Source organism: Micromonospora sp. NPDC049645 (assembly GCF_040675155.1).
GTDB lineage: Bacteria > Actinomycetota > Actinomycetes > Mycobacteriales > Micromonosporaceae > Micromonospora.
In genome coordinates this window covers 22,030-39,347 of sequence record NZ_JBFAOI010000021.1, presented here as the reverse complement: position 1 = coordinate 39,347, position 17,318 = coordinate 22,030, and the positions used below count along the sequence as shown (strand labels likewise).

Sequence of the window (17,318 nt, the reverse complement as noted above, 5' to 3'; positions counted from 1 at the left end):
GGGTCGGCCGGCCCGGGGGCGTCCCCGCCCCGCCCCGGTCAACGGCCGCACGCGTAGCCCTGCATGCCCCGGGGGTTGGCACCGGCGGCCAGCACACCCGTCGCCGGATCACGGGTCACCGCGCAGAGCCGGCCGAGGCTCCACCCGTCGGTGACCCGCACCTCGTGCCCGTACGCCCGCAGCTCGGCCAGCACCCTCTCGTCGAGGCGGTCCTCCACCACCAGGACGCCGGGCTCCATGTCCCGTGGATAGAACGACCCGGGCAGACTGACCGTGTGCCACGCCGGCGCGTCGATCGCCTCCTGCAACGACCGACCGCCGACGAGATGCCGCAGCAGAAACGGCAACTGCCACTGATCCTGCTGGTCGCCACCGGGGGTGCCGCACGCCAGCACCGGTTCGCCGTCGCGGTGCACCATCGTCGGGCTCAACGTCGTACGCGGTCGACGGCCCGGAGCCAACGACGAGGCGAGCCCCTCCTCCAGCCAGAACATCTGCAACCTGCTGCCCAACGGGAAGCCGAGTTCCGGAATGGTCGGGGAACTCTGCAACCAGCCACCACTGGGGGTCGCGGAGATCATGTTGCCCCACCGGTCGACCACGTCCACGTGACAGGTGTCGCCCCGGGTCACCCCGTCCGACTGCACGGTCGGCTCCCCCGTCGTGGCGTCCGTCGGCCCGGTGGGCCGCACCGCACCGGGTCGGACGTGGGCCGGCAGGCGCGGCTGCGCCCCGTCGGGACGCCCCGGCCGCAACCGCGTCGACGCGCGATCGCCGATCAGGGCAGCCCGCTCCCGCGCGTACCGGGGGGAGAGCAGCGCCTCGGCGGGCACGTCGACGCCGTCGCCGTACCAGGCCTCCCGGTCGGCGAAGGCGAGCTTGAGCGCCTCGACCTGGGCGTGCACCCCCGCCGCGGTATCCGGGTCGTACGCGCCGGGGTCGTCGAGCGCGTCCAGGGTGGCCAGGGACTCCAGCAGCACCGGACCCTGACCCCAGAAGCCGGTCTTCGCCACCGAGTAGCCCTGCCAGTCCAGCGTGGCGGGCGCCTCCCAGCTCGCCGAGTACGCCGCCAGGTCGTCGCCGGTGACCAGCCCGGCGTGCGGGCGTCCGCTGGAGTCCTGGAACGGTCGCCGGCTGAACGCGTCGATCGCCTCGGCGACGAAACCCGTGCCCCAGGCCCGGCGCGCGGCCTCGATCTGGGCCTCCCGGTCGGCGCCGGCCGCCCGTCCCGCCTCGACGAGCCGGCGCAGGGTGTCCGCGTACGCCGGGTTGGTGACCAGCTCCCCGGCGGCCGGTGGCCGGCCGTCGCGCAGCCAGAGGGCGGCGGAGGTGGGCCAGTGTTCCTCGAACAGCGAGCGGACCGCCGCCACGGTGTCCCCGACCCGGCCCACCAGCGGATGCCCGGCGGCGGCGTAGCCGATCGCCGGCTCCAGCACCTCGGCGAGGGTGAGCGTGCCGTGCTCGCGCAGCAGCAGGAGCCAGGCGTCCACGGCGCCGGGTACGGCCGCGGCGAGCGGCCCGGCGCCCGGGATGAGGTCCATGCCGAGGGACCGGAAGTGCGCGATGGTGGCTCCGGCCGGTGCCGGACCCTGCCCGCACAGCACCTTCGGTCGAGGGTCCTCTGCGGTGGCCACGATGGCCGGAACCTCGCCGCCCGGGCCGTTCAGGTGCGGCTCGACGACGTGCAGGACGAACCCGGCGGTGACGGCGGCGTCGAAGGCGTTGCCGCCGCGTTCGAGGATGCCCATCGCCGCCTGGCTGGCGAGCCAGTGCGTCGAGGACACCATGCCGAAGGTGCCCTGCAACGTGGGTCGGGTGGTGAACGTCATGACAACACCTCACGGGGATCTGCGCTGCGAACGTCGGGGCCGGTGCCGTCCGGCCGGACCAGGTGACACGCGGCCATGCCGTCGCCGATCGCGGTCTGCGCCGGCACCTCCGTCGCGCACCGGTCGAACGCGAGCGGGCACCGGGTCCGGAACCGGCAGCCGGACGGCGGGTCGAGCGCGGACGGCAGGTCGTCGCCGAGCAGCACCGGCTGACGCTCGCGTTGCCGCACCGGATCGGCCACCGGCGCGGCGGACAGCAGAGCCTGCGTGTACGGGTGGGCGGGCCGCGCGAAGATCCGCTCGCGGCTGCCCGTCTCGACGAGTTGACCCAGGTACATGACCGCGATCTCGTCGGCCAGGTATTCGACCGCGGACAGGTCGTGGGTGATGAAGAGGCAGGCGAACCCGATGTCGCGTTGCAGGTCGGCGAGGAGGTTGAGCACCGACGCCTGCACGGACACGTCGAGCGCGCTGGTGGGTTCGTCCGCGATCAGCAGCATGGGCTCGGAGATCAGCGCCCGCGCGATGCTGACCCGTTGGCGTTGCCCGCCGGACAGCTCGTGGGGGTAGCGGCGGGCCACCTCCGCGCGCAGGCCCACCCGTTCCAGTTGCGGGGCGACGCGGGCGTCCCGGTCACGCCGGGAGATCCGCTTGCCGGCCAGCCGCAGCGGCTCGGCCACGATCTCGCCCACCAGCATGCGCGGGTCCAGCGACGCGGCCGGGTCCTGGAAGACGATCGACACCGCGCCGCGGTGGAGGCGCAACTGCCGTCGGGACAGGTGGGTGACGTCCGTGCCCGCGATCCGGACCGTTCCGGCGGTCGGCTCGACGAGCCGCACCACGCATCGGCCCACCGTCGACTTGCCGGAACCGCTCTCCCCGACCAGGGCGGTGACCCGGCCTCGCGGGATCGTCAGGGACACCCCGTCCACGGCACGGACCGGGCCGAAGTGCATCACCAGGTCCTCGATCTCCAGGGCGTTCGGTTGCGGCGTCATCGGTTCGCCTCCTGGGCTGCCGTCGGTGTCAACGCGCAGGGGTGCCAACAGGCCGCGACATGGTCGGTGCCGCCGAAGCCCTCCAGCGGCGGGGCGGTCGACCGGCAGCGCTGGTCGGCGGCCGGGCAGCGGTCCGCGAAGGTGCAGGCGTCGGGTTGGGTGGCCAGCACGGGCACCAGCCCGGGGATCTCGGTCAACCGATCCGTGCCGGCGTGCCGGCCCGGCTGCGGTGACGCCGACAGGAGCCCGGCCGTGTACCGGTGACGCGGGTTGGCGAACAGGTCGTCCACCGGCGCGCGTTCCACCACCCGCCCGGCATACATCACGACCACGCGGTCCGCGATGTCGGCGATCACGCCGAGGTCGTGGGTGATGATGAGGACGCTCGTGCCGAGCCGGTCGCGTAGGTCCCGCAGCACCTGGAGGATGCCGGCCTGGACGGTGACGTCCAGCGCGGTGGTCGGCTCGTCGGCCACCAGCACCTTCGGGCCGCAGGCCACCGCCATCGCGATCATCACGCGCTGGCGCATGCCGCCGGAGAGCTGGTGCGGGTAGCCGTCTACCCGCTGGGCGGCGGACGGGATGCCGACGAGCGTCAGCAGCTCGACGGCCCGCGCCCGCGCCGCCCGCCGGGACATCCGCTCGTGGACCTGGAGCACCTCCCCGATCTGCCGCCCGACGGTGAGCACCGGGTTCAACGACGTCATCGGCTCCTGGAAGATGTAGGCGATCTCCCGGCCGCGGACCCGCCGAAGGGCCGACTCGCGGGCCCCGACCAGTTGGGTGCCGTCCAGGCGCACCGACCCGGTGACCCGGGCGCTGCCCGGGAGCAGGCCGGCGATGCTCATCGCCGTGACGCTCTTTCCGCACCCCGACTCGCCCACCATCCCGACGATCTCCCCGGCGGCCAGGTCCAGGCTGACCCCGTCGACCGCCGAGACGGTGCCGGTCTCGGTCGGGAAGGACACGGACAGGTCGCGAATCTCCAGCACGGGTGCGGTGGTCGTGGTCATCGCCGGTCTCCCTTCGGGTCGAGGGCGTCGCGCAGGGCGTCACCGAAGACGTTGAACGCCAGCGCGAGTCCCATGATCACGACACCGGGGAGGACGGCGGCCCACGGTGCGCGGGCGGCGAACTGCTGGGCGGTGGCCAGCATGGTGCCCAGGCTGGGCGCCGGCGGTTGGATGCCGAGGCCGAGGAACGACAGCACCGCCTCGCCGAGGATCGCGGCCGGAATCGCGACGGTGGCCTGCACCAGGATCACCGACGTCGCGTTGGGCAGGATGTGTTTGGCCAGCACCCACAGGTCACTCGCGCCGTCCACGACGGCGGCCGCGACGAAGTCGAGCGACTTGAGACGCAGCGTGTCCGAGCGGACCACCCGGATCACCCCGGGGATCTGGGCGATGCCGATGGCCACCGCGGCGTTGCCGAGGCTGGCCCCCCGGATGGCCGCCAGCCCCACCGCCATGATCAGAAACGGGAACGCCAGCAGCAGGTCGGTGCAGCGGGAGATCACCGCGTCCCACGCCCGGAAGTAGCCGGCCGCGAGCCCGAGGGGCACCCCGATGACCAGCGACGTGGCCACCGCCAGCAGCCCCACCTGCAACGACGCCCGCGCACCGAGCATGATGCGGGACAGGACGTCCCGGCCGAGGTCGTCGGTGCCGAGCACGTGCCCGGCTGTGCCGGGAGGCGCGAAGGTACGGGCGAAGTCGGTCTGGTCGACCGAGTAGGGCGCCAGCCACGGCGAGAGCACCGCGATGACGCCGGCCAGCGCGAGCACGACGAAGCTCACCACGGCGAGCGGGTTGCGGCGCAGCCGCCGCAGCACCCGGGTACGTCGGGTGACGCCGGCGGGACCGGTCTCCGCCATCGGTACGGTGAGGACGGTCATGCCGGATCTCCCGTCACCCGGATGCGGGGATCGATCACCGAGTAGAGCAGGTCCACGAAGAAGTTGATCACGATGTAGGCGGTCGCGGTGAGCAGGACGACGGCCTGGATCACCGGGTAGTCCCGTTGGAACACCGCGTCGATGGTCATCTTCCCGAAGCCGGGCAGCCCGAAGATCTGTTCGGTGACCACCGCCCCGGAGATCAGGCCGCCGAGTTGGAGACCCACGACGGTCACCACCACGATGAGACTGTTGCGCAGGGCGTGCCGGGTGATGACGGCGCGCGGTCGCAGGCCCTTCGCCTTCGCCGTCCGCACGTAGTCGGAGGAGAGCGAGTCCAGCATCGCCGACCGGGTCTGCCGCATGATGATGGCGGCGAGGCCGGTCCCGAGGATCACCGCCGGCAGGACGATGTGGTGCAGGTTGTCCACGGGATCCTCCAGGATCGGCACGAAGCCGGAGGCGGGAAACAGCCCGGTCGCCACGGACAGGTAGAGGATCGCGAGCAGCCCGAGCCAGAAGTGCGGCACCGACAGGCCGATCAGGGCCAGGCCGTTGGCGAGCCACTCCGCCGGGCGTCCGCGACGGACCGCCGCGAGCACCCCGGCGCCGACGCCGAGGGCCGCCGCGATGAGGATCGCCAGCACGGACAGCTCGACGGTCACCGGCAGGGCGGTGGTGAGCATCGACGAGACCGGCGTACCGGTGCGGATCGAAACCCCGAAGTCGCCCTGCGCCATCCGCTCCAGGTACTGGGCGAACTGCACCGGCAGCGGCTGGTCCAGCCCGTAGTGCCGACGGATGGCGTCCAGTGCCTCCGGCGACCGGTCCTCGCCGGCCAGCGCGAGAGCCGGGTCACCGGGCAGCGCCCGCACACCGACGAAGACCACGATCGTCGACATCAGCAGGGTCAGCGCCGACTGCCAGGCGCGGGTGAGCAGGTATCGGGCCACGACGACCTACTTGGTGTAACCGGCGAAGGCCGCCCGGATCACGCCGTCCGGGAAGACCTGCAGGCCCTGGATCTGCTTGCTGACCGCGGTCAGGTTGCGCTGCCGGTAGAGGTAGATCAGCGCGTCGTCCTGCTGGAGCAGGGTGACCGCCTGCCCGTACAGCTTCTTGCGCTCCTCGACGTCGCCGGCCTGCCGGGCCTGGGTCAGCAGGGTGTCGAGTTGCGGGTTGCTGTAGCCGGCGACGTTCTGGCTGGCGCCGGTGCCGACGAAGTTGGTGATGTTGGCGTCCGGGTCGATCCGTCCGCTCCAGCCCAGTTGCAGCAGCTCGAAGTTGCCGCGGTCCTGTTCGTCGAGCAGCGACGAGTACTCCACCGGGTTGATCTTCAGGTCGAATCCGCCGTCCTTGACCATGGACTGCAACGCCTGGGCGAGGCGCAGCGTGTCGGGCGTGTTCGACGCGAGCATCGTCACCGCGTACGGCGTCTGCACGCCCGCCTCGGCGAGCAACTGCTTGGCCTTGGCGGGGTCGTGCGCCGGGCAGGTCTGCGCCTCCGGCGACGAGAACGTGCTGGCGGGCGAGATCGGGGAGCAGGCGACCGCGTGCAGACCGTTGAAGACCGCGTCGACCAGCGCCTTGCGGTCGATGGCGTGCTCGAAGGCCTGCCGCACCTTGGCGTTCTGGGCGAGGGGGCGGTTGATCGGCTTGGGTGGGGTGCGGACCCCGTCGACGTTGCCGACGTTGATGGTCAGGCCCTGGTAGCCCAGGGACTGCGACTGGAGGACGGAGACCGCAGCGTCCTGCCGGAGCGAGGCGACGTCCTGGGTGGAGACGCTGTCGGCGACCTGCGCGTCGCCGGAGCGCAGGTTGGCCGCGCGAATGCTCGCGTCGCTGAGGATCCGCCACGAGATGGCGTCGAGGTGGACCTTGTCGGCCTCGTAGTAGTTGGGGTCCTTCACCACGTCGATCGAGTTCTGCGGCACCCGCTTCGCGAACTTGAAGGGGCCGACGCAGACCGGCGCCGACGCGAAGTCGTCACCCCGGCTGCGCAGCGCCTGCGCACTCATGATCATGCCGGCCCGGTCGGCGAGGGCGCCGAGCAGCGGTGCGAACGGCTGCTTCAGCCGCAGGACGACGGTCTGCGCGTCCGGGGTGTCGATGCCGTCGATGGGACCGAGTTCGCTCTTGCGCGCCGAGCGGGCGTTGTCGAGGTGGCGTTGCAGGGTGACCTTCACCGCCGCGGAGTCGAACGCCGTCCCGTCCGCGAAACGCACGCCCGGACGCAGCGGAATGGTCACCGTCCGACCGTCACCGCTCGTGGTCGGCAGGGCCGTCGCGAGCTGCGGTACGACCTGCGCCTTCTCGTCGACGTCGTAGAGCTTCTGGCACATCGCCTGGAAGACGTAGCGGGAGTAGAGGCTTCTCGACAGCGTCGGGTCCAGCGCGTCGGGCTCGGCGGAGAGGGCGATGACCAGCTTGCCGCCCTGCTTCACGGCGGCGGGATCCGCGGGCGTACCGAAGGAGTCCTGCCCGGCCGACCGGTTGGCACCGGGCTGGTCGCCGCCGTCGTCGGTCGACACCGGTGAGCAGGCAACGACCGTGCAGACGACAGCGGCCGCCGCCACGGCGGCCCGGAGCACCCGACGGCGGGGCAGGCGCGTTTCGCGGACGGAGAGGTTCGTCATGGAGAGCTCCTCAGGTGGGCGATTCGGGGAGCGTATGTTGTATACGATGACCGCCGCAAGACCTCGGTGAACGGCTTGCCGGGGCGATCACGAGCCCGCCGGGCGTTCAGCTGGCGGGCCGGGTCCGGCCGCCCCGCACGAGGCTGAGCAGGACGACCAGGGCGAGCACCGCCACCACCGCGCTGAAGATCTCGCCGGCGGGGCGCAGGCCATTCGACTGGATCAGCAGACCCACCCCGACCGCGGGCACACCGAGCATGGCGAACAGGATGGCGAAGAAGGTCGACACCGTGGCGGCCCGGTGCTGCGGCTCGGTCTTCATCGTGATCGTCGCGATGCCGTCGCCGACCGCCACCCCGGACGCGACCCCGATGATCGCCGCGCTGATGATCAGCGTCACCAGCAGTGCCATCCACATGCTGAACGCGAGCAGAGCCGCCCCCACGATCAGGCCGACGCAGGCACCGGCCAACGCGGCGCGCGAGGACAGCACGCGGGTCAGCAGCTGACCAAACGCGGCTCCGGCGAACGCCACGAAGACCACAAGCGCGGCCAGGGTGTGCGAGGTCTCGTGCAGGACCGTGCCGAGGAACAGCCCACTCACCGAGGTGAGCACCCCGAGAGCCGCGAAGCCCGCGCCGGCGGTGATCGCCGAGCGGACGAACGCGCCGCGAATGGCCGCCGGCACGGAGAGCCGCTGCACCCGCAGGGTCACCGGCGAACGCTCCCGGACCGTCTCGGGTACGCCGCGCAGCGCGACGATCGCGCTCAACGCCAGGATCAGCACGATGGCCCAGGGCAGCCGGAGCGGGTCGGGCGCCACGTCGGACACGATCCCGGACAGCAGGGTGCCGGTGGCCAGGCCGCCCAGGTTCGCGAAGATCGACACGGTGGCGGCACGCTTCGGATGCCGTGGGCTGATCAGCTCCGCCAACGCGGCGGTCGCCGCGCCGATGATCAGCGCGGCGGACAGCCCGGCGAGGATCCGACCCACGATGATCATCCCGAGGTCCACGGCGGCCAGGAACACGGCGTCGGCGACGACGGAGAGCAGCAACGCGACGAGGATGACCGGACGTCGGCCGATCTGGTCGGAGAGTCGACCGAACACCAGCAACCCGGCGACCACTCCCAGCGCGTACAACGCGTAGACCACGGTCACGGTCAACGACGAGAACCCGAACTCCATCTCGTAGAGCGGGTAGAGCGGCGTCGGCACGGTGGTGCCCACGAGCGTGATCCAGAACGCGAACGTGACCCGTAGCGCGCCGGACGTCGACCGAGGCGTCGCGCCCCCGGCGCCGCTCGCGTCGGACATGACCAGTCCCCCCGGGATCGGACCCCTGCCTGCGCGCCGCCGACTCCCGCACCTCCCCGTCGCGGCTCCCTGTCCTCGCGTACAGCATGGGTCTCGCCCCCGGCGGAGGTGCGGTAACCGCCCGAAACGACCACATCAGGGGGCCGTGCGCTCAGCCCAGGGCGCCCGCACGTCGATGTGCTGTTGAGCGGTATACCTCAGAGGCATGAATATGACTCTGAGGTATACCGCTCAATACCGCGTCCGCCCCGACGGAGGCGACCGAGGGTCACCGCCAACCGCCGGCTGCGCCCCACAGCCCCGGCCAGGTCAGGACCTACGCGTTCAGGAGTTGTACGCCTGCGCGGTCACCGTGACCTGGCGGGCGAGGCCCGACCGCGCCGGCCAGGAAATCCGCACCTCCCGGGCCTCCCCCGGCAGCAACCAGAAGTAGTTGTCGTCGTAGCGGGCCGGCAGGACCCGGTCGCCGCGCTTGTCACGCACGGCGAGCCGGACCAACGCGGCGACCGTACGGCCCTGGTTGCGGACCGTCGTGGTGACGGTGTTCCGTCCGTCGACGACGCGCACAGTGCTCGACGACGTGGACAGTCGGGTGCTCGGCACGTCGTTGAGCGCCCGCACCTGCTCGGCCTTGTCGTAGCGCCAGTAGGTGTTCTCCGCCAGCAACCGGTCGCGGCTGTCCCGCAGCTCCAGTCGCACCAGGTGCAGCCCACCACCGTCCGGCGTGGCGAGCGGGAACGCCGCCGTCGTGGCCGAGCGGGCCACGTCCACCCGCTGACGCTGGGGCGTGCCCAGCGACCGGCCACTCAGGTCGTAGCGTCGGGCGGTCACGGTGACCCCGCTGAGCGGCGCGGCGGTGTGGTTGACCACCCGGACCTGCCAGGTGCCCGGGTCGGCCTGCACGTGCACCGGTTCGCACCCCTTGCGGGCGCCGTAGTAGGCGCCGTTCACGTCGAGGTCGTAGTCGTAGGTCTGCCAGACGGTGCTGTGCCACGCCGGGTGCGACATCCACAGCAGCAGGCCGGTGGCGTCCTGCCACAGGTTGGCGTTCCACGCCTCGAACATGGCGCGGTGGCTCTCGTAGTTGACGAACTGCGCCCGGGTGGCGAACTCGTCCAGCGACTCGGACTCACCGAGCCGCGCGTCGATCGCCGCCTGGTACGTGCCGACGCGCTGGTTGCCGATGGTCGACCAGTCGTGGTAGTTCCACACCTCACCGATCGGCCACTGCGGCGCGTCACCGACGAGGTTGCGCATGCTCTCGACCACCGACACCACCGGCATGCCGATCTCGGTGTGAAAACCGAACGCGCCGGTGTCGTACGTGTTCCTGTTGTTGTACGTCGCCGGCTCCACCCAGTGGTACGGGCCGTGGCCGCTGACGATGCCGCCGGCCGAGTTGGGGATGTAGAGGATCTCCGGGTGCTCGGTGGCGGCGGCCTGCTTGAGCCCGGCGTCCACGATCGGCGGCGGGTCACCCTCGTTGGCGCCGCACCACACCACGATGCTGGGGTGGTGGCGGAAGCGCCGGATGGTGTCGGCGGCGATGTCCACGTAGCCGGGTGGGTTGGGCAGGAACGCGCCCGCCTGCCAGAAGTCGTTCCACACCAGGATGCCCTGCTCGTCACAGGCCTGGTACAGCTCCTCGCGGTTGCTGCTGCCGAGCCAGTTGCGGATCATCGTGAAGTTCATGTCGCGGTGCATCTCGACCGTGTCGGCCAACCGGTCGGGCAGCACCCGGCGCAGCAGCTCGTCCCAGCCCCAGTTGCCGCCCCGGGCGAACACCGGCACCCCGTTAACACTGATCTTGAGCTGGGTGACCGCGTTGCTGACCGACTTCACCTCGGTCCAGCGCTGCCCGTCGTCCGAGACCTGGATGACGAAGTCGCGGGCGTACGCCTGCTCCCAGACGATGGTCACCTGGTCGAAGCTGACCGGAGCGCCGAGGTCGACCTGGATCCACTGATTGTCCTCGAACTTCGACGACCACCGGGTCCGGGGATTGCCGTCGACGGCCCGGTCCGGCCCGTTCGCGTCGCTGTCCGACGACGACGCGGTGGCCGTCCGGCGCAGCGCCAGGTCGACGTCCGGCTCGGCCTGCCGCTGCACCGAGAGCGCCCACATCGACACCCCCCACGAGGTCACCCGTGCGCCGGTCTGGATGCGCAGGTGCCGGGCGGTCTGGCTGGCGAACGTCTCGACCTGGGTGGCGCGGCTGCCCAGCGGGGTGTCGTTGCTGACCGACGTCACGTCGGTCCAGGCGTCGCCGTCGGCGGAGACCTGCACGCGGTAGTCGAGCGCGTACGCCTGCTCCCACACGATGGTGACCCGGTCGAAGTCGACCGCCGCGCCGAGGTCGACCTGGATCCACTGGTTGTCCTCGGCCTGCGACGCCCAGCGGGTCGCCGGGTCGCCGTCGACGGCCCTACCGGGACCGTTGCTGTCGTTCTCCGACGACGAGGCGGTGGCGTCGCGGCGCAGGGCCAGATCCGGCCCGGTGCCGTCTGCCACCGACAGCGAGAACATCGAGATTCCCCACCCGGTGGCGCGCTGTCCGGCCTGGATCCGCACATGCTGGGCGTGCTGCCGGGCGAACGTGACCGTCTGGGTCGCCGCGCCGTCGACGAACTCCAGCGCCGGCTTGCCGGGGGGCGAGATGACGATCGGCTGGTGCCAGTCGTAGCCGAACTCCCGGATCCCGAAGCGCAGCGCGCGCCGGTCACTGACCGCGCGCTTGACGGTCGCGGTGAGAGTGAGGTCGTACAGGTGCGGGTCGCCGTAGCCGTTGGGCCACCAGAGTCGCGGGTTGCGCAGGCGCAGCGCGGAGGAGCGCTCCGGGGTGAAGGTGACGGTGGTGCTCCCGCCGGCGGGGACGGTCACCGTGGACTCGACGCGTACCTTGTCGAACTCGGCGCGGACGGTGACCGTGGTGGCGGTGGCCGCCGCGTTGCGGACCGGCACCCGGATGGTGACCTCGGCGGTGTCGGTGCCGGGCAGGTCGGGCAGCGTGGTCTGCACGTGCGGGTCGCCGATGACCACCGCGCCGGTGCTGCGCAGGCGCACGTGGTCCCAGAGGCCGGTGACCCGGTCGCGGACGGCGGGCATCCAGTCCCACCCGGACACCGCCAGGTAGGTGGGCGCGTCGAGGTAGTGGTGGGCCGACTGGAGGAAGGTACGACCGTCCGCGCCCTTGTCACCGGGGGTGCCCGGGTGCGGCATCGGGGTGACCCGGACGGCGAGGACGTGCTCGCCACGCTGACCGGCCAGCGCGTCGGTGATGTCGAAGGCGGCCCGCGCGAACGGGTGCTTGACGCTGCCGACCGGTACGCCGTTGACCCAGGCGGTCGCCTCGTGGTTGATCCCGTCGAACTCCAGCCAGATCCGGCGGCCGGGCGAGGTGTCCAGATCGCGGGGCAGTCGCAGCGCGCGCCGGTACCACCAGGTGTGCCGGGACAGCGCCTCCGGGATGCGCATGTTGTTGAAGCCGGCCACCGGATCGGGTAGGTGGCCCTGCTCGACCAGGGTGCCCAGCACGGTGCCGGGCACCGTCGCCGGCAGCCAGGACCGGACGTCGACACCGGTGCGGGAGAGTTCCGCGCCGTCGGCGGTGCCGGCGAAGTCGTCCATCGTCAACGACCAGCCCGACTCCAGCGGCACCGTGCCGTCGGCGGCGACCGTGAGTTCGGGAGCCTTGTCGGTGTTGCCGCCCTCCCAGCTGGTCCAGCCCTCGGCCGTCGGCCGACCGGCCAGCGGTACGCCGTACACCTGGAAGCCGTTGAGACCAACGGGGTTGCTGTTCGAACGCTTCGTGGCGGTCATGCGGATCCATCGGGCGGTTACCGGCTCGGGCAGCTTGATGGCCTGCACGCCGCCCTGGCCCTCGGTGGTCTCGTACACCGACCGCCAGTCGCGGCCGTCGGTGGAGACGTCGATCCGGTACGCCGTGGCGGCGCTGGAGAGGATCTCGTCGCCGTCGGTGTCGGTGTAGTTGCCGTCGAAGGGCCCGTCGGTGAGGGTGGCCTCGAAGACCAGGGAGACGGCCTCGATGCGGCACAGCGCCTGGAGGTCGACGGATATCCACTGCGGATCGCCGCTGGCGGCGCGCCAACCACTCCCCCGGACGCCGACCTGCGGCAGGCCGTCCACGGCGAAGGTGGCGGGCGTCGGCGCGTAGTCGGTCGAGGAGACCGTCACCGGGCGGTACCGGGCGAGGTCGGTGGCCGGCGGGGTGGCGGTCGGCGCCTTCCCCGCGGCGGCAGCGGGGGCGCCCGGTAGGACCGCGGTCACCCCGACCGACGCCAGCAGCGTCGCGCCGGCGGAGAGGAAGGTACGCCGCGATATGGGCGATGGCTCGGACATCTTGCCTCCAGTGATGACAACGTTGTCAGGTGGCGGGGGGCTGTGACAACGTTGTCAGATGGTGGCCTGATGTTTCTCGGGAGTCAAGAGCCGCAGTCCATCGTGATTCCACGAACACGCTCCGCAGCTGTTCCACTTCGGACATCGACGCGCGGGTGGCCGAGCGACAGGTCAGGCGGGCCCCCTGCTCAACCCGTCCAGGGCGACCGTGAGCACGTGATCGCGCTGGTCGGGACGGGGGAAGTGCCCGGACGCGATGGCGCTGGCGAGGCGCATGACGTCGTCGATCGTCACGTCGGCGCGCACCTCGCCCGCTTGCTGCGCCCGCTCCAGCAGTGGCCCCCCGGCCGCGTACAGGGCCCGCCGGCACTCCAGATAGGCGGCGGACTCCCGGTTCAGGCCGGCGGCCAGGGGCTGCTTCGCGCCGATGTACTCCACGAAGCGCCGCAGCCACGCGTACAGGCCGTCGCGCGGGGCGCGACTCTCGGCCGCCCCGGCCATGTCGCAGACCGCCTCGACCTCGGTGACGTAGACGTTCTCGATCAACACCTCCCGGGTCGGGAAGTTGCGGTAGAGCGTCGCGACGCCCACCCCCGCCCGGCGCGCGATCTCCTCCAGCGGAGCGTCCGCGCCCTGCTCGGCGAAGGCGACCCGGGCCACCGCCAGGATGGCGTCGTAGTTGCGGGCCGCGTCCGCCCGGTTCGGGCGGGCCACGCGCAGGTGGGTGAGGGCCGTCACGGTGCCGACTTCTCCCGGGGCTAGGAAGTGGATGCGACCTATCACTATAGTGATAGTGCGCCTCCGTTTATCTGGAGGTTCCCTATCAGTCTAGCCCGAAAGAAGGCTGACCATGTCCCCGACTCCCGCCGCCCGCCGCGGGATCGCCCTGGCACTCATCCTCGGCTCGCAGCTGATGATGACCCTGGACACCTCGATCATCACGACCGCGCTGCCGCACGTGCAGCGACAGTTCGGCTTCTCCCAGTCCGGGCTCTCCTGGGTGCAGAACGCCTACGTCCTGGCGTTCGGCGGCCTGCTCCTGCTCGGTGCCCGAGCCGGTGACCTGCTCGGCCGCCGCCGCGTCTTCCTCGCCGGAATCGCCCTGTTCACCGCGGCGTCCCTCGCGGCCGGCCTCGCCCAGAACGGCAGTTGGCTGATCACCGCCCGTGTCGTGCAGGGCCTCGCCGCCGCGCTCGCGGTGCCCTCCACGCTCGCGCTGCTGGTCGCCGACCACCCCCAGCCGGGGGCCCGCGCCAGGGTGATCGCCCTCTACAGCGCGGTCATCGGCGCCGGCGGCAGCGTCGGTATCGTCGTCGGCGGCGTCTTCACCGACCTGCTGTCCTGGCGCTGGGGAATGCTCGTCAACGTCCCGATCGGCATCGCCATCGCGCTGCTCGCCCCCCGGTTCCTGGCCGAGACCGAACGCCGCTCCGGCGCCTTCGACCTCGGCGGCGCGCTCACCTCCACCGCCGGCATGACCGCCCTGGTGTACGGCTTCATCCGCGCCGCCGCAGCCGGCTGGAGCGCGCCGACCACCGTGGTCGCGTTGAGCCTCGGCGCCGTCCTCCTGATCGCCTTCGTGCTGATCGAACACCGGGCACCCCAGCCCATCACCCCGCTGCGGCTCTTCCGCGACATGGAACGCTCCGGGGCGTACGCCGGGCGGATCCTCATCGTCGGCGCGACCTTCTCCACCTTCTACTTCCTCAGCCAGTACCTCCAGGAGGTGCTGCACCTCAGCGCCCTGCAGACCGGCTTCGCGTACGTGCCCATCACCGGCATGTTCTTCGCCATGGTGTACGCCATCCGGCCCCTGCAGAACCGGCTCGGCCGCCCCGCCCTGCTGGTGGCGTCGCTCGTCGTCGCGCTGGTCGGCATGGCCTGGCTGTCGCGCATCTCGACCGGCTCCAGCTACTTCCCGGACGTGCTGCTGCCACTGCTGGTGATCGGAATCGGCCAAGGTATCGCGATCATTCTGATGACCCAGGGCGGCGTCGCCGGAGTCGAACCGCAGGATGCCGGTGCCGCGTCCGGTCTCGTCAACGTCGCCCACCAACTCGGCGGCTCACTCGGCATCGCGATCCTGACCATCGCGTACACCCGGGCCAGCTCCGCGAACGACCCGACGGCGGGCTTCCACGCGGCCTTCACCGGCGCGGACGTCTTCTTCCTGATCGCCCTGCTCCTGGCCGTCGTCGTGGCCGCCGCGGGCCGCCGCGCCAACCGGCCGGCCGCTCTCCCCGCCACCTGACCGCCGCGCGGGCGGCGAGGCTGCGGGCCGGGGGCCCAGGCGGCGCGCGGTCAGCTCGCCGGCCCGGTCTCCCGGCGCCCGGGATCCCGACGGTGGTACTCGGGGCGGAGCTTCGCGCTCGCGAACGCCGACTTCACCGCCGCCGAGAGTGCGGCGATGTCGTATGCGCCGTGGTGGCGGCGACCGTTGATGAAGAAGGTCGGCGTGCCGGTGACGCCGCTGAGGTCGGCGGATTCGACGTCCTCGGCGATCCGGTCGACGCCCATTCGCTTGCCCATGTGCTCCCGGAACCCGTCCAGGTCGAGACCGAGCTGTTCGGCGTAGCCGAGCACGTCGGCCGGGTCGAGGGCCTTCTGGTGCGCGAGGAGCAGGTCGTGCATCTCCCAGAACGCGCCCTGCTCCCCCGCCGCCTCGGCGGCCTCGGCGGCGAGTTGGGCGTGCGGGTGGACGTCGGTGAGCGGCAGGTGCCGCCAGACGTAGCGGACGTTGGCGAAGTCGGCCAACAGCTCGCGGACCACCGGCTCGGCCTGCCCGCAGTAGGGACACTCGAAGTCGCCGTACTCCACCACCGTCACCGGCGCCTCAAGCGACCCGCGCATGTGATCACGGTCCGGGTCGACCGGCAGCATCAGGTCGACGATCCCCTCGGTGACGCCCAGCAGAGCGCGGGTCCGCCGCGCCGGTGACAGCCGTCCGACGGAGCGGAACACCAGCCAGGTGACGAGCGACGCGCCGAGCGTCGCCACGAGAATGCCGAACTTCGCCTCGTCCAGGGCCGGGCCGCTCAGGGCGTGGGTGGCGATCAGGAGCGCGACGGTGAACCCGATACCGGAGATCGTGCCGACCCCCACGACGGCAAGCCAACCGACGGGTGGTCGGAACCGGTTGCCGCTCAGCCGGGCCACCAGCCACGCGGTGATCACGATCCCGACCGGCTTGCCGACGATGTACGCGACCACGACACCGACCGTGACCGGGGAGGTCACCGCCCGGGTCAGCAGCTCACCGTCGATCACGATCCCGGCGTTGGCCAGCGCGAACAGTGGCACCACCACATAGCTCGCCCACGGGTGGTAGAGGGTCTGCAACCGTTCGTTCGGCGACAACGCCGAGACGAGCCCGGCCCGGGCCATCCGGGCGAGCTGCGGGGTGGGCTGCTCCCGGAAGAGGCGGAACTGGTCGCTGGCCCGTTGCAGGTCGCCCCGGTCGGGCGCGTAGGCGTAGGTCAGCAGCCCCATCACCAGACCCACCGCGACCGGATCGACACCGGACATCGAGACGGCGAGCCAGGCGGCCACCCCCAGCACCGCGTAGACCGGCCCGAACCGCACGCCCCACGCCCGGACGAGCAGCACCACACCGAAGATCACCGCCGCGACGACCAGCGCCGTCAGCGACGGATGGTGCGGGTACGCGACGGCCAGCACCGCGATCGCCAGCACATCGTCGACGACGGAGACGGTCAGCAGGAAACCTCGCAGCCGTTCCGAGAAGCGCGGCCCGAACACGGCCAGCGCGCCGAGCGCGAGCGCCGTGTCCGTGGCCATCACCGCACCCCAGCCCGCGGCGGTGGTGTGCCCGGCGTTGATGGCGAGGTAGATCGCGATCGGCAGCAGCATGCCGCCGAACCCGGCCAGCATCGGCAACGCCAACCGACGCCGCTCCCGCAGCTCGCCGATGTCGAACTCGCGGCGCAACTCCAGCCCGGCCACAAGGAAGAAGAACGTCATGAGGCCGCTGTTGACCCAGGTACGCAGGTCGTGTGACACGGACCAGTCGCCCAACTGGATCTCGAGGGAGGTACTCCAGAGCGACTCGTACGACGACGCGTGCAGATTCGCCCACCCGAGGGCCACCACCGCCGCGAGCAGCACCACCCGCGCGCCGCCGGTCTCGGTGCGCAGAAACGAGCGCAGCGGAGCGTTGAGCCGCCCCTCCCAGGCGGTCCGGGCGGACCACCCCCGGCGCGTGTTGTCGCTCGTCACGGGACAATCCTCGTCGACCTGACCGCCATGCCGGAGTGATACAGG

At 71.6% G+C, this 17,318-nt stretch carries 11 protein-coding genes; 1 reads left to right on the top strand and 10 read right to left on the bottom strand.

What is annotated here, in order from left to right:
• Positions 1-38: 38 nt before the first annotated feature.
• The 9 genes from AB0J33_RS29110 to AB0J33_RS29070 form a co-directional block, all read right to left on the bottom strand.
• The gene (locus AB0J33_RS29110) at positions 39-1,829 is read right to left on the bottom strand and encodes a gamma-glutamyltransferase family protein (protein WP_363617966.1); all 1,791 of its coding nucleotides are present in this window, start codon (positions 1,827-1,829) and stop codon (positions 39-41) included.
• Positions 1,826-2,827 carry an oligopeptide/dipeptide ABC transporter ATP-binding protein gene (locus tag AB0J33_RS29105; RefSeq protein WP_363617964.1) on the bottom strand — a complete coding sequence of 334 codons (1,002 nt, stop codon included), beginning with the start codon at positions 2,825-2,827 and terminating at the stop codon, positions 1,826-1,828. Before AB0J33_RS29105 ends, AB0J33_RS29110 begins: the two co-directional genes overlap by 4 nt.
• Complete coding sequence (locus AB0J33_RS29100; RefSeq protein WP_363617962.1) at positions 2,824-3,840, bottom strand: ABC transporter ATP-binding protein; 1,017 nt, start codon at positions 3,838-3,840, stop codon at positions 2,824-2,826. Before AB0J33_RS29100 ends, AB0J33_RS29105 begins: the two co-directional genes overlap by 4 nt.
• On the bottom strand, positions 3,837-4,724 hold the full coding sequence (locus AB0J33_RS29095) for an ABC transporter permease (RefSeq protein ID WP_363617960.1): 888 nt from the start codon (positions 4,722-4,724) through the stop codon (positions 3,837-3,839). The genes AB0J33_RS29100 and AB0J33_RS29095 overlap by 4 nt, the downstream gene beginning before the upstream one ends.
• Positions 4,721-5,677: an ABC transporter permease gene (locus tag AB0J33_RS29090; protein ID WP_363617958.1), complete on the bottom strand. Its 957-nt coding sequence runs from the start codon at positions 5,675-5,677 to the stop codon at positions 4,721-4,723. The genes AB0J33_RS29095 and AB0J33_RS29090 overlap by 4 nt, the downstream gene beginning before the upstream one ends.
• 6 nt (positions 5,678-5,683) lie before the next feature.
• On the bottom strand, positions 5,684-7,360 hold the full coding sequence (locus AB0J33_RS29085) for an ABC transporter substrate-binding protein (protein WP_363617956.1): 1,677 nt from the start codon (positions 7,358-7,360) through the stop codon (positions 5,684-5,686).
• A 106-nt stretch (positions 7,361-7,466) separates the two neighbouring features.
• Positions 7,467-8,678 (bottom strand): MFS transporter, encoded by a 1,212-nt coding sequence (locus AB0J33_RS29080; RefSeq protein ID WP_363617954.1) that lies wholly within the window; start codon positions 8,676-8,678, stop codon positions 7,467-7,469.
• Positions 8,679-9,002: 324 nt separating this feature from the next.
• A complete protein-coding gene (locus AB0J33_RS29075; RefSeq protein WP_363617952.1) occupies positions 9,003-13,037 on the bottom strand; it encodes a discoidin domain-containing protein in 4,035 nt (1,344 codons plus the stop codon).
• 171 nt (positions 13,038-13,208) lie between these two features.
• On the bottom strand, positions 13,209-13,775 hold the full coding sequence (locus AB0J33_RS29070; RefSeq protein ID WP_363617950.1) for a helix-turn-helix domain-containing protein: 567 nt from the start codon (positions 13,773-13,775) through the stop codon (positions 13,209-13,211).
• Positions 13,776-13,887: 112 nt separating this feature from the next.
• On the opposite strand from AB0J33_RS29070, the gene AB0J33_RS29065 reads away from it, so the two are divergent.
• Positions 13,888-15,288 carry an MFS transporter gene (locus tag AB0J33_RS29065; RefSeq protein WP_363617948.1) on the top strand — a complete coding sequence of 467 codons (1,401 nt, stop codon included), beginning with the start codon at positions 13,888-13,890 and terminating at the stop codon, positions 15,286-15,288.
• Between the two features lie 50 nt (positions 15,289-15,338).
• Here AB0J33_RS29065 and AB0J33_RS29060 read toward each other — a convergent pair whose 3' ends face one another.
• Positions 15,339-17,273 (bottom strand): Na+/H+ antiporter NhaA, encoded by a 1,935-nt coding sequence (locus tag AB0J33_RS29060; RefSeq protein ID WP_363617946.1) that lies wholly within the window; start codon positions 17,271-17,273, stop codon positions 15,339-15,341.
• Positions 17,274-17,318: the final 45 nt, after the last annotated feature.

Coding starts and splice junctions, on each gene's coding strand:
- AB0J33_RS29110 (WP_363617966.1), bottom strand. CDS start 1,829: ATGACGTTCACCACCCGACCCACGTTGCAGGGCACCTTCGGCATGGTG.
- AB0J33_RS29105 (WP_363617964.1), bottom strand. CDS start 2,827: ATGACGCCGCAACCGAACGCCCTGGAGATCGAGGACCTGGTGATGCAC.
- AB0J33_RS29100 (WP_363617962.1), bottom strand. CDS start 3,840: ATGACCACGACCACCGCACCCGTGCTGGAGATTCGCGACCTGTCCGTG.
- AB0J33_RS29095 (WP_363617960.1), bottom strand. CDS start 4,724: ATGACCGTCCTCACCGTACCGATGGCGGAGACCGGTCCCGCCGGCGTC.
- AB0J33_RS29085 (WP_363617956.1), bottom strand. CDS start 7,360: ATGACGAACCTCTCCGTCCGCGAAACGCGCCTGCCCCGCCGTCGGGTG.
- AB0J33_RS29080 (WP_363617954.1), bottom strand. CDS start 8,678: ATGTCCGACGCGAGCGGCGCCGGGGGCGCGACGCCTCGGTCGACGTCC.
- AB0J33_RS29075 (WP_363617952.1), bottom strand. CDS start 13,037: ATGTCCGAGCCATCGCCCATATCGCGGCGTACCTTCCTCTCCGCCGGC.
- AB0J33_RS29065 (WP_363617948.1), top strand. CDS start 13,888: ATGTCCCCGACTCCCGCCGCCCGCCGCGGGATCGCCCTGGCACTCATC.